At 59.8% G+C, this 12,517-nt stretch carries 14 protein-coding genes; 9 read left to right on the top strand and 5 right to left on the bottom strand.

The window, feature by feature from the left end; translation table 11 throughout:
• Positions 1–229 precede the first annotated feature (229 nt).
• The gene (gene tyrS, locus LXM55_RS28070; RefSeq protein ID WP_233323374.1) at positions 230–1,429 is read right to left on the bottom strand and encodes a tyrosine--tRNA ligase; all 1,200 of its coding nucleotides are present in this window, start codon (positions 1,427–1,429) and stop codon (positions 230–232) included.
• A gap of 210 nt (positions 1,430–1,639) precedes the next feature.
• Here tyrS and LXM55_RS28065 point away from each other — a divergent pair, with 210 nt between their 5' ends.
• Both LXM55_RS28065 and LXM55_RS28060 read left to right on the top strand, forming a co-directional pair.
• Entirely contained in the window at positions 1,640–3,061 is a 1,422-nt protein-coding gene (locus LXM55_RS28065; RefSeq protein ID WP_233323377.1) for a peptidoglycan DD-metalloendopeptidase family protein, read from the top strand.
• 3 nt (positions 3,062–3,064) lie between these two features.
• Positions 3,065–4,156, top strand: a complete 1,092-nt coding sequence (locus tag LXM55_RS28060; RefSeq protein WP_233323373.1) for an anhydro-N-acetylmuramic acid kinase — start codon at positions 3,065–3,067, stop codon at positions 4,154–4,156.
• Between the two features lie 70 nt (positions 4,157–4,226).
• Here the strand turns inward: LXM55_RS28060 and erpA are convergent, their stop codons facing one another.
• Both erpA and argC read right to left on the bottom strand, forming a co-directional pair.
• On the bottom strand, positions 4,227–4,577 hold the full coding sequence (erpA, locus tag LXM55_RS28055) for an iron-sulfur cluster insertion protein ErpA (RefSeq protein ID WP_011063789.1): 351 nt from the start codon (positions 4,575–4,577) through the stop codon (positions 4,227–4,229).
• A gap of 169 nt (positions 4,578–4,746) precedes the next feature.
• A complete protein-coding gene (gene argC / locus LXM55_RS28050; protein ID WP_233323372.1) occupies positions 4,747–5,781 on the bottom strand; it encodes an N-acetyl-gamma-glutamyl-phosphate reductase in 1,035 nt (344 codons plus the stop codon).
• 135 nt (positions 5,782–5,916) lie between these two features.
• Here argC and hemJ point away from each other — a divergent pair, with 135 nt between their 5' ends.
• The 6 genes from hemJ (at position 5,917) to coq7 (ending at position 10,399) form a co-directional block, all read left to right on the top strand.
• A complete protein-coding gene (gene hemJ, locus LXM55_RS28045; RefSeq protein ID WP_011063791.1) occupies positions 5,917–6,348 on the top strand; it encodes a protoporphyrinogen oxidase HemJ in 432 nt (143 codons plus the stop codon).
• Between the two features lie 32 nt (positions 6,349–6,380).
• Positions 6,381–7,349 (top strand): NAD(P)H-dependent flavin oxidoreductase, encoded by a 969-nt coding sequence (locus tag LXM55_RS28040; protein ID WP_233323371.1) that lies wholly within the window; start codon positions 6,381–6,383, stop codon positions 7,347–7,349.
• Positions 7,350–7,444: 95 nt separating this feature from the next.
• A complete protein-coding gene (locus tag LXM55_RS28035; RefSeq protein ID WP_233323370.1) occupies positions 7,445–8,365 on the top strand; it encodes a DUF805 domain-containing protein in 921 nt (306 codons plus the stop codon).
• Positions 8,366–8,426: 61 nt separating this feature from the next.
• Complete coding sequence (locus LXM55_RS28030) at positions 8,427–9,215, top strand: SDR family NAD(P)-dependent oxidoreductase (protein WP_233323369.1); 789 nt, start codon at positions 8,427–8,429, stop codon at positions 9,213–9,215.
• 70 nt (positions 9,216–9,285) lie between these two features.
• Positions 9,286–9,624, top strand: coding sequence for a histidine triad nucleotide-binding protein (locus LXM55_RS28025; protein ID WP_016963742.1), 339 nt, complete (start codon positions 9,286–9,288; stop codon positions 9,622–9,624).
• Between the two features lie 127 nt (positions 9,625–9,751).
• Positions 9,752–10,399: a 2-polyprenyl-3-methyl-6-methoxy-1,4-benzoquinone monooxygenase gene (coq7, locus tag LXM55_RS28020; protein WP_233323368.1), complete on the top strand. Its 648-nt coding sequence runs from the start codon at positions 9,752–9,754 to the stop codon at positions 10,397–10,399.
• A gap of 74 nt (positions 10,400–10,473) precedes the next feature.
• Here the strand turns inward: coq7 and LXM55_RS28015 are convergent, their stop codons facing one another.
• A complete protein-coding gene (locus tag LXM55_RS28015) occupies positions 10,474–10,896 on the bottom strand; it encodes an OsmC family protein (RefSeq protein WP_009045862.1) in 423 nt (140 codons plus the stop codon).
• 236 nt (positions 10,897–11,132) lie between these two features.
• On the opposite strand from LXM55_RS28015, the gene crp reads away from it, so the two are divergent.
• Positions 11,133–11,777, top strand: a complete 645-nt coding sequence (gene crp, locus LXM55_RS28010) for a cAMP-activated global transcriptional regulator CRP (protein ID WP_213665119.1) — start codon at positions 11,133–11,135, stop codon at positions 11,775–11,777.
• Here crp and LXM55_RS28005 read toward each other — a convergent pair.
• On the bottom strand, positions 11,774–12,475 hold the full coding sequence (locus LXM55_RS28005; RefSeq protein ID WP_233323367.1) for a lipoate--protein ligase family protein: 702 nt from the start codon (positions 12,473–12,475) through the stop codon (positions 11,774–11,776). The genes crp and LXM55_RS28005 overlap by 4 nt on opposite strands.
• Between the last annotated feature and the right edge of the window lie 42 nt (positions 12,476–12,517).

Genomic DNA, 12,517 nt, shown 5'->3' with positions numbered 1-12,517 from the left:
ACTGCTGTCAACACCTCTTTTTAACCGCTTTCGACCGAGAGGATCGAATCGTTAATAAGGCGAATACTCACTGCCTTACCAACTGCTCCTGGCTTCGATGAACTGAAGCGTAACCGCCGTCGAAAATCGTGTAACTCATTGAATCTCAAGGAGTTTTCCGTTTCGACTGCGCCGGAAGTGGGGCGAATTATAGAGAGATATAATTCGCCGTCAACACCTACTTTAGGTTTTATTCGGATTTGAGCGTAATACGCGCAAAAGCCTTCTTGCCGGCCTGGCACACATAGGTCGCACCGACTGCACATATAAAGGAACGATCGACAACCTCACCATCCACGCGCACACCACCCGAACCCAGAAGATCTCGCGCGACAGCGGCATTCTTCACCAACCCTGCCTTATTAAGGACAGCAGCAATCGGCATATCTTCAGTTGCCGCCAGCTCCACCTCAGGCAGATCTTCCGGCAGCTCGCCATCCTTCATACGGTTGCCCGCAGCACGATGAGCACTTGCAGCAGCCTCTTCACCATGGAAGCGAGCAACAATCTCTTCAGCGAGCTTGATCTTGATGTCACGCGGATTGGCGCCAGCCTCTACATCAGCCTTGAATGCATTGATCTCATCCATCGAGCGGAAGCTTAGAAGCTCGAAGTAACGCCACATCAGCGCATCAGGAATGGAAACCAGCTTGCCGTACATCACCCCTGGAGCTTCCTGAATACCTACGTAGTTACCCAGAGACTTGGACATCTTCTTGACGCCATCCAACCCTTCGAGCAGCGGCATGGTCAGAATGCACTGAGCTTCCTGCCCATAACCACGCTGCAGTTCACGCCCCATCAACAGATTGAACTTCTGGTCAGTACCGCCCAGCTCGACATCTGCACGCAAAGCCACAGAATCGTAGCCTTGCACCAACGGATACAGGAACTCGTGAATGGCAATCGGTTGATTGGTCGAGTAGCGCTTGTCGAAGTCATCCCGCTCAAGCATCCGCGCGACGGTGTATTGAGAAGTCAGGCGAATAAAGTCCGCCGGCCCCATCTTGTCCATCCAGGTGGAGTTGAATGCCACTTCAGTCTTGGCCGGATCAAGGATCTTGAAGACCTGGCTTTTATAGGTCTCGGCATTCTCCAGAACCTGCTCGCGAGTCAGCGGCGGACGAGTAGCACTCTTGCCGCTCGGGTCACCGATCATCCCAGTGAAGTCACCAATCAGGAAGATCACCTGGTGGCCCAGATCCTGGAACTGGCGCAGCTTATTAATAAGCACGGTATGCCCAAGGTGCAGATCCGGCGCCGTCGGATCAAAGCCTGCTTTAATGCGCAGCGGTTCGCCGCGCTTGAGCTTCTCGATCAACTCGGACTCGACCAACAACTCTTCCGCACCACGTTTGATCAGCGCTAGCTGCTCTTCAACCGACTTCATAACAGACCCGCAAGGCTCAGATTCAAAAGGGAACCAACCATACAAGATCACGGACTAATTACAAGTTTTGCCCGGCGTACGGGGGCATTCATAAAGCAGAGTGTCCGCGCCCTTGCGTCACAGATGATTTGGTTATATTTTATACAGTTATTTCATCTTCATCATGTCATTCATCTTTTCCATTTCATCTTTTTCAAAGTCAAATTACCTATGACCACCGAACCGTCTAAAGCGCCACCGCTTTATCCGAAGAGCCACCTGCTCGCCGCAAGTGGCATCGCAGCCCTTCTAAGCCTGGCTCTACTGGTATTTCCATCCAGTGATGTAGAAGCAAAAAAAACGACATTGAGTCTTGATCTGGAAAGCCCGATCGAGCAACTGACACAAGATCAAGACGCCGCATCTGCCGAACAAGCCACAAGTGAGGCCGTTGCCTCGCCTTTCGCACAAATCGAAAACACCGCTGAAGACACCACGCAAACCGCAGAAACCGCACCTGCACCCGCCGCGGCAGAAGAGCCAAAAGCCCCCGGGCACAGGGAAGTCGTTGTCGCCAAAGGCGATACTCTTTCCACACTATTTGAAAAGGTTGGCCTACCTGCCACGTCTGTTCATGAAGTCCTCGCCAGCGACAAGCAGGCCAAGCAGTTCTCCCAGCTCAAACATGGCCAGAAGCTTGAGTTCGAGCTGACGCCGGATGGCCAACTGAACAACCTGCACAGCAAGGTCAGCGACCTGGAAACCATCACCCTGACCAAGGGCCCCAAAGGCTTTACGTTCAACCGCGTGATTACCAAGCCTGTGGTTCGGTCCGCCTATGTGCACGGCGTCATCAATAGCTCGCTTTCACAATCCGCTGCCCGCGCCGGCTTATCCCATAGCCTGACCATGGATATGGCCAGCGTTTTCGGCTACGACATCGACTTCGCCCAGGATATTCGCCAGGGTGACGAGTTCGACGTGATCTACGAGCAGAAAGTCGCCAACGGCAAGGTTGTAGGTACCGGCAATATCCTTTCCGCGCGCTTCACTAACCGCGGCAAGACCTATACCGCCGTGCGCTACACCAACAAACAAGGCTCCAGCAGCTACTACACGGCTGACGGCAACAGCATGCGCAAGGCTTTCATCCGCACGCCCGTGGATTTCGCCCGTATCAGCTCGCGCTTCTCCATGGGCCGCAAGCACCCGATCCTGAACAAGATCCGCGCCCACAAAGGCGTGGATTATGCCGCTCCACGCGGTACGCCAATCAAGGCTGCCGGTGACGGCAAAGTGCTGCTGGCTGGCCGCCGCGGCGGTTACGGCAATACCGTGATCATTCAACACGGCAACACCTACCGCACCCTGTACGGCCATATGCAAGGCTTCGCCAAGGGCGTGAAGACTGGCGGCTCGGTAAAACAAGGCCAGGTCATTGGCTATATCGGCACTACCGGCCTGTCCACCGGACCGCACCTGCACTACGAGTTCCAGGTCAATGGCGTCCACGTGGACCCGCTGGGCCAGAAACTGCCCATGGCCGATCCGATTGCCAAGGCTGAACGTGCACGCTTCCTCCAACAAAGCCAGCCGCTGATGGCCCGGATGGAGCAGGAAAAGGCCACCATGCTGGCCTCGAGCAAGCGCTAAGCCATGGCGCTTTATATCGGTGTGATGTCCGGTACCAGCCTTGATGGCCTGGACATCGCCCTGATCGAACAGAATCCGGCGATCAGATTGATCGCCACCCACTACATTCCAATGCCTGACACCCTACGCGCCGAACTCCTGAGCTTGTGCGCCAGCGGCCCCGATGAGATCGCCCGCTCCGCCATCGCCCAGCAGCACTGGGTGGGACTGGCCGCCCAGGGCATCAACCAGCTTCTGCAACAACAAAAACTGCGCCCACAAGACATCCGCGCCATCGGCAGCCATGGGCAAACCGTGCGCCATGAACCGCAGCGCGGGTTCACCGTGCAGATCGGCAACCCGGCACTGCTTACTGAGCTGACCGGCATCACTGTCGTCAGCGACTTCCGCAGTCGTGACGTTGCGGCAGGTGGGCAAGGCGCCCCACTGGTCCCGGCCTTTCACGAAGCGTTGTTCGACCAGCAAACAGGAAACCGCGCCGTGCTGAACGTCGGCGGCTTCAGCAACCTGAGCCTGATCGAAGCGAGCAAGCCGGTAACCGGTTTTGACTGCGGCCCGGGCAACGTCCTGCTCGATGCCTGGATCCAGGCTCAACGCTCCGAGAACTTCGACCATAATGGCCAATGGGCTGCCAGCGGCCAAGTTGACCAGCCACTCCTGAACACCCTGCTCAGCGACCCGTTCTTCGCCACCCAAGGCCCGAAGAGCACAGGCCGTGAAGTGTTCAATCTTCAATGGCTGCAACAACACCTGGCAGCACATGAGGCAATTGCTGCCGAAAACGTGCAGGCCACATTGCTGGAACTGACAGCACTGACCATTGTCGAGTCGCTACAGAGCGCTCAACGTGACACCCAGGAACTGCTGGTGTGCGGTGGCGGTGCGCATAACGCAACGCTCATGAGCCGCCTGGCAGCCCTCCTCCCGCAAACCCGAGTCAGCAGTACTGCGCAGTACGGCGTAGACCCCGACTGGGTCGAGGCCATGGCTTTCGCCTGGCTGGCCCACTGCTGCCTGGAAGGCATCGCCGCCAACCGCCCCAGTGTCACGGGCGCTCGCGGCCTACGCGTACTGGGTGCCATCTATCCGGCTTGAACAACAGACAGCAAAACGCCGCAGAATCATAAGACCCTGCGGCGTTCGGCGAATAGCGGTGACTGGCTGATCAGATCGAGAATGACGAACCGCAACCACAGGTGGTGGTGGCATTGGGGTTCTTGATCACGAACCGCGAACCTTCCAGACCTTCCTGGTAGTCCACTTCAGCACCAGCCAGATACTGGAAACTCATGGGATCGACCACCAGGCTTACACCCTCGCGCTCGACAATGGTGTCGTCCTCGGCCACTTCCTCATCGAAAGTGAAACCGTACTGGAAACCCGAACAACCGCCGCCCGTAACGAATACGCGCAGCTTCAAGCGATCATTCCCCTCTTCATCGACCAGGGTCTTCACCTTGTGCGCTGCACCTTGAGTGAATTGCAAAGCCGTGGGGGTGAAGGATTCAACGCTCATGCTGACTATCTCCCGGCGTTAAGCCGCCATACTGCGTAATGACGCGCATTATCCGCTTCTCCTAGAAAAGCGGTCAACTATTGTTACGGTATATCAATAGTCGTACAGCCACCCGCATAACGCAGAAAGGCCCGTCAGACGGGCCTTTCCATTCGCGCGGAAAATGCCCTTACGGCAGCATGCCCGCATGGGACAGGCCCAGACGCTCATCCAGGCCGAACAGGATATTGAGGTTCTGCACCGCCTGGCCCGAAGCGCCCTTGACCAGGTTGTCGATGACCGACAGTACCACCACCAGGTCACCGTCCTGCGGACGGTGTACGGCAATCCGGCACACGTTGGCGCCACGCACACTGCGCGTCTCGGGATGACTGCCCGCCGGCATCACATCGACAAACGGCTCATTGGCATAGCGCTTCTCGAACAACGCCTGCAAATCAACCGAACGGTCCACCACTGTCGAGTAGAGGGTGGAGTGAATGCCGCGAATCATCGGCGTCAAATGCGGAACGAAGGTCAGGCCCACGTCCTTGCCCGCTGCCCGGCGCAAGCCCTGGCGGATCTCCGGCAAATGACGGTGCCCCTTGACCGCATAGGCCTTCATGCTCTCGGAGGTTTCCGAGTACAGCGAACCCACACTGGCACCACGGCCAGCGCCGCTGACACCCGACTTGCAGTCGGCAATCAGACGAGACGTATCGGCAAGACCGGCCTCCAGCAGCGGCAGGAAGCCCAGCTGGGTCGCGGTTGGATAGCAGCCAGGAACGGCAATCAAGCGAGCCTTCTTGATCTGCTCGCGGTTGACTTCCGGCAGGCCGTAGACCGCCTCGTCCAGCAACTCGGGCGCACCGTGAGGCTGGCCATACCACTTGGCCCACTCTTCGGCATCCTGCAAGCGGAAGTCCGCCGACAGGTCGATGACCTTGGTCCCGGCCGCCAGCAGTTCACCGGCCAGCGCATGGGCCACACCATGGGGCGTGGCGAAGAACACCACATCACAGGCGCCCAGGGTCTTGATGTCCGGCACACTGAATGCCAGGCCGTCGTAATGGCCGCGCAGGTTCGGGTACATATCGGCTACGGCCAGGCCCGCCTCGGATCGCGAAGTGATGACTTCCACTCGCGCCTGCGGATGCTGTGCCAACAGACGCAGCAGTTCGACACCGGTGTAACCCGTGCCGCCGACGATACCGACCTTGACCATAAACCTGCCCTCAACGAACCCACTGGAAAGCTGCCGATAATAGGGGCGGCGCGCCCCTGCGACAACCGTCAAGGTGACGTGCGGACGCTCTACCCTCTACTATCTTCGCCACCGTGAACCTGGGAATAACCAAAAATGCTCTATCTATGGCTCAAAGCCTTTCATATCGTCAGCGTCGTCTGCTGGTTTGCCGGCCTGTTCTACCTGCCACGCCTGTTCGTCTATCACGCGCAAAGCGAAGACAGCATCAGCCGCGAACGCTTCTGCCTGATGGAGCGCAAGCTGTACCGCTTCATCATGGGCCCGGCGATGATCGCGGCGCTGATCTTCGGCATCTGGCTGATCAGCCTCAACCCCAGCGCCTACTTCGGCCAGGGGGGCTGGATGCACGCCAAACTGACCCTGGTGGTGATCCTGATCGGCTATCACCACATGTGCGGCGCGCAAGTGAAGCGCTTTGCCCGTGGCGAAAACACCCGTAGCCATGTCTTTTATCGCTGGTTCAATGAAGTACCGGTTCTGATATTGCTGGCTATTGTAATTCTGGTCGTTGTACGACCGTTCTAACTCTAACCAGTCGTTTCCCTGGGGGTACTCCAATGTCACTGCCCGCTTTGCTTGAACAACGTCTGCGCTTGCCCCTGTTGGCGGCGCCGATGTTCCTGATCTCCAACCCTGAGCTGGTCCTGGCCTGCTGTCGCAACGGCGTGGTTGGCAGCTTTCCCGCCCTCAACCAGCGGGAAAGCAGTGGCTTCAAGGCCTGGCTCGAAGAGATCGAAGCGGGGCTGGCCAAGCTGGAGAACCCTGCCCCTTACGCCGTGAACCTGATCGTGCACAACAGCAATCCACGGCTGCAGGCGGATTTGCAGATCTGCATCGAACACAAGGTACCGATCGTCATCACCAGCCTCGGGGCGGTCAAGGAGGTGGTGGACGCCGTGCACAGCTATGGCGGCCTGGTATTTCATGACGTCACCACCCGCCGGCACGCACAGAAAGCCGCCGAAGCCGGTGTCGACGGGCTGATCGCCGTCGCAGCGGGGGCCGGGGGCCATGCCGGCACCTGGAGCCCCTTCGCGCTTATTGCCGAGATCCGCCAATTCTTCGACAAGACCCTGCTTCTGGCCGGCTGCCTGAACCGCGGCCACGAAATTCTCGCCGCGCAGTTGCTGGGCGCCGACCTGGCCTATCTGGGAACACGCTTTATCGGCACCAGCGAAAGCCATGCACCGGATGCCTATAAAGAGATGCTGCTCAGTTCTGGCGCAGCGGACATCGTGCACACCGCCGCGGTTTCCGGAGTACCTGCCAGCTTCATGCGCCAAAGCCTGGAGAACGCCGGTTTCGACCTGGCCGCCCTGCAGGGCAAGGGGGAGATCAACTTCGGCTCCAAGCTCAAACCCATCAGCGATGAAGCAAAGGCCTGGAAAACCGTCTGGTCCGCGGGCCAGGGCGTCTGCGACATCGACGACCTGCCCAGCGTCGATCAACTGATCGCCCGACTGGACAGCGAATATCAGGCGGCCCAGCAGCGCTCAAGCCAATTGAGCAAACGCTGGCCACGCTAACCAGTTCTCATTAGTTTCTTGGCCAGCAGGGGGGCGCTGGCCTTAAACTGTCGGCCTTTATGTAAGCCTTCATTTCAAGTGACAGGGATGCCCCCATGAGCGAAACCCGCTACAAGATCGTTTTCGACGGCACTTTGCTGCCCGGCGTGGAAAAGTCCACCGCCCAACTCAACCTCGCCGAGCTGTTCAAAAGCGACATCGCCGCCGTTGAGCGCCTGTTCAGTGGCCAACAGGTGGAGCTCAAGCGCGACCTGACCCAGGCCGATGCCCAACGCTACCTGGAGGCGCTGAAGAACGCCGGGATCGATGCACGCATCGAGCCTGAGCACGCCCTGCAACTCAATCTCGACGCCGTAACCCCGACGCCCAAAGCCGCCACCATCAGCGCGTCGCCCTATGCGCCACCGCAAGCTGCGGTGGGTGATGCAATTCCCCAGTACGCCGTACTCAACGTCTTCAGCTTCGAAGGCCGCATCGGGCGCCTGCGCTACCTGGCCTGGACCCTGGTCCTGACAGTAGCCATGCTGGCCGTGGTCGGGGTGGGCGCCTTCTTCGGCATCATGTCCGCAGCGGTGTTCAATTCCACGCTGCTCACCGGCCTGGGAATCGTCGGCGGTATCGTGGTGTTCATCGGTTTCCTGGTTGTCAGCATTCAGATCAGCGTGCAGCGCCAGCACGATCTCGGCTGGTCGGGCTGGCTGTGGCTGCTGAACTTCGTCCCCATCGTCGGCAGTATCTTCCCGCTGGTGCTGATGGTCAGCCCGGGCACTAACGTGGCCAACCGCTACGGCGCCCCGCCGCCGCCCAACACCACCGCAGTCAAGGTGCTGTCCTGGATGTGGGTAGTCCTGATCGTCGTTCTGATCGTTGCCATGGTGGCCGGAGGCCTGAGCTCTCTGGAAGACCGCTACAGCGAAACCAGCTACAGCGAAAGCATCGACTCCAGCAGCGCCGATGAAGATGCCGAACCCGCCGATATCGCCGCCCCTGTAGAATCCGAGTCCGAGCAAGAATAAACGCGCCCGAGCCTGCGACCCTCCCTGTCGCAGGCCGCCGGCCGTTGCGATGGAGAAATGCATGACCCGTTACGCTCTGATCACCGGTGCTTCCAGCGGCATAGGCCTGGCCCTGGCCGAAGCGCTGGCCCGGCGCGGCCGCAACTTGATTCTCGTGGCCCGCCAGCGTGATCAGCTGGAAAGTATCGCCCTGGAGCTGACCCAGCGCTTCGGCGTCGAAGTGCTGTTCCGCGCCTGTGACCTGGGCGAACCGCTGCGCCTGTCCGGCTTCCTGCTGGAACTGGAGGAAGGCGACCGGCAGATCGACCTGCTGGTCAACTGCGCCGGCATCGGCACCAGCGGCCCCTTCCTGGCCCAGGACTGGATGACCGAGCAGGACCTGATCGAGGTCAACATCCTTGCCCTCACCCGCCTGTGCCACGCCCTGGGCAACAGCATGGCGTTGCTGGGCGGCGGGCAGATCCTCAATGTCGCCTCCGTGGCAGCCTTTTACCCCGGGCCGTGGATGAGCAGCTACTACGCCAGCAAGGCCTACGTCCTGCATTTCTCCGAAGGGCTGCGCGAAGAATTGAAGAAGTGTGCGGTCAAGGTCTCGGTGCTCTGCCCCGGGCCGACCCGCACCGCCTTTTTCCATACCGCACAGATGGACAGCGCAAAACTCAACGACAGCAAACTGCTCATGAGCCCCGAGGAGGTCGCGCTGTATGCGGTCCGTGCCCTGGAAAAGAATCGCGCCATCATCATCCCCGGCCGCCTGAACCGCTGGATGGCCTTCAGCCCCCGCCTGAGCTCGCGCTGGCTGACCCGCAAGATCGTCGGCTACGTCAATCGAGCCTATTGCCCACGTTAACGGTCGGGGCTGGGCGCACCCTGTGCACCTGAGTACACTCGCCCCGGACCAACCCAATGGAGAAACAGCTGTGGATACTCTGTTCACCAAGATCATCAACAGAGAAATACCCGCGAAGATCATCTACGAGGATGACCAGGTTCTGGCCTTCCACGATATTGCCCCGCAAGCGCCGGTGCATTTCCTGGTGATCCCGAAGAAACCCATCCGCACCCTCAACGACCTCACCGAGGACGACAAGGCCCTGGCCGGGCACATTCTGTTCACTGCCCAACGCCTGGCCAAGGAGCAGGGCTGTGAAGACGGCTTCCGCGTGGTGATGAACTGCAACGAACTGGGTGGACAAACCGTCTACCACATTCACATGCACGTACTGGGTCAGCGCCAGATGAACTGGCCGCCGGGCTGATTGCCCCGACGCCGCCCTTGCGCAGCGCCCTCTCGGACCGTCCTGGACGAGGGTGCGCTGATCCAGCGCAGTTTTCGCTCCATTGATTGGAGTAAACTGGCCGCCGAGATTCCTCCCGGAGATAAGCATGACTACCCAACGTCACTACTCGCCGATCGACCGCCTGCTGCTGCAAGCCGATATGGCCATGCGCACGCTACTGCCTTTCAGCGGCCAACCTTATCGCCCGTCGCCGGCCATCGTGCAGCCGGAAGCGCAGATGAGTGACGAGGACACCCGCCACGTGGCCGGCCTGATGCGCATCAACCACACCGGGGAAGTCTGTGCCCAGGCGCTGTACCAGGGCCAGGCCCTGACCGCCAAGCTGCCTCGGGTCCGCCAGGCCATGGAGCATGCCGCGGAAGAGGAAATCGACCACCTGGCCTGGTGCGAACAACGCATCCGTCAGTTGGGCAGCCACCCGAGCGTGCTCAACCCGCTGTTCTATGGTTTGTCCTTCGGTATCGGCGCCGCCGCCGGCCTGATCAGCGACAAGGTCAGCCTGGGGTTTGTGGCCGCCACCGAGGACCAGGTGTGCAAGCACCTGAACGAGCATCTGGAACAACTGCCGGCCGAGGACGAAAAATCCCGGGCGATTCTCGAACAGATGCGCATCGACGAAGAACACCACGCAGAAACCGCCCTCGAAGCCGGCGGCTTCCGCTTCCCGGCACCGGTGAAGTTCGGCATGAGCCTGTTGGCCAAGGTCATGACCAAAAGCACCTACCGGATCTGACCACAGAAACTCCGGGCACAAAAAAGGGCGCTATCGAAGCGCCCTTTTCTTTTGCCGCAAAAACCCGCGCGGGTTCAGCCCAGCTCGACGATTTCGTAATCGTGAGTGATGGCCACGCCAGCAGCGCCAAGCATGATCGACGCCGAGCAGTATTTCTCCGCAGACAGCTCGATGGCCCGCTTGACCTGCGCTTCTTTCAAGCCCCGGCCCTTGACCACGAAATGCATGTGGATCTTGGTGAAAACCTTGGGATCTTCGGTGGCGCGCTCGGCATCGAGGAACGCCTCGCAGCTTTCAACCGCCTGACGCGATTTCTTCAGAATGCTGACCACATCGAAGTTGCTGCAACCGCCCACACCGAGCAGGAGCATTTCCATCGGGCGAACACCCAGGTTGCGGCCACCGGCTTCCGGCGGACCATCCATCACCACCACATGGCCACTGCCCGACTCGCCGAGGAACATGGCTTCGCCAGCCCATTGGATGCGTGCCTTCATCGCCAAGACTCCACTGTTAAAAAAGGGTCGCCAGCTTAGCACAGGGGTTTCCACCCACAGCGCATTGACCGTTTGTCCCCCATTACCGGCCCTGAGTAAGAAAAATCTTAATTAGGCCAAGGATGTGTCTGTTAAGCTGACGCCAAATGACTGGCGCATCGCCAGCGTTCAATACCTTCGTTTCACGTCCCATAAAAAAAACACCTCATACCGTGCAGTCTTTTCGGGATACAACCATGGTTGCTATTGCCCCCACCCCCAGGATCAAAAATCTCGACAAGTTGCTCATGCACTGTCAACGCCGTCGGTATCAGGCCAAGAGCAACATCATCTGCGCCGGTGATGTATCCGACAGCCTGTACTTCATCATCAAGGGATCGGTGACCATCCTGATCGAAGACGATGACGGCCGGGAAATGATCATCGCCTACCTCAACGCCGGAGACTTCTTCGGCGAACTGGGGCTCTTCGAAGAAGCCGGGCACGAGCAACAGCGCAGCGCCTGGGTACGCGCCAAGGTGGAATGCGAAGTGGCGGAAATCAGCTACGCCAAGTTCCGCGAACTGTCGCAGAACGATCCGGACATTCTCTATGTGCTCAGCGGGCAGATCGCCCAGCGCCTGCGCAACACCACGCGCAAGGTCGGCGACCTGGCATTCTTCGACGTGACCGGGCGAGTGGCCCGCTGCCTGCTGGAGTTGTGCAAGCAACCGGACGCCATGACTCACCCGGATGGCATGCAGATCAAGATCACCCGCCAGGAAATCGGCCGGATCGTCGGTTGTTCACGGGAAATGGTCGGCCGCGTCCTCAAGGACCTGGAAGAACGCAACCTGGTTCACGTCAAGGGCAAGACCATGGTGGTGTTCGGCACCCGTTAACCCGGCAGGAAGCCCTTGAGCATCTGCCGGTACAGGCTGTCCAGCCGCGCCAGCGCATCAGGCGCTGCAAAGGCTTCATGCAGGGCAATATGGCTTTCGGCCCGGCAACGCTGCTCCAGGCCACAGGCCTGATTAAAGGCATTGACCGCGCCCACCATCGAATCGCGCTCGTTGTCCAACAGCAACGCGCCATGCACCAGGCCGACGGGCCGCTGCCCGCCCTTGCTCTGGCGCCAGCGCTGGGCGGTGCCGACCATCTTGCGCCCGTCCAGGTTGACATTGAACCGACCGTCGCAGAACGCGCCTTCCACTTCACCCAACGACGGATGCCCCCCCAGTTCGCTGAGCAAGTCAAAAATCGGCTGGCATAGACGCAGGTAGGCGGTTTCAATCCGCCCCTGATCCCCCTCGCTGCGCGGCGGAGCGTAGACCAGGGCAATGTTCACCGTGGCCGCCGACTGCGGCACCGGCTCGCCACCGGTTTCCCGCAGCAATACTGGCCAGCCATTGGCGGCCGACGCCTCGCAGGCACGTTCGAACCCCGGTAACCGGCTCAAGCGCCGGGGCATCACCAACGCCCGGTCACTGGGTTGCCAGAACAGCAGGCCGAACGCCTGCTCGCCAGCGCACACCTGGGCCAGCAGATCCTGTTCGGCCTGCAGGCCGGCTTCGACAGTCAGGGCAAGGGGTTGGGTCATGGCAGTCAAATCCTTTGTCTAAGGCATGAAAAAGCCGGCATC

Origin of the sequence: Pseudomonas sp. Au-Pse12, assembly GCF_021341665.1 — a bacterium.
GTDB lineage: Bacteria > Pseudomonadota > Gammaproteobacteria > Pseudomonadales > Pseudomonadaceae > Aquipseudomonas.
Note: the sequence above shows the minus strand (reverse complement) of the source record. Positions and strands in the feature narration are given on the sequence as shown.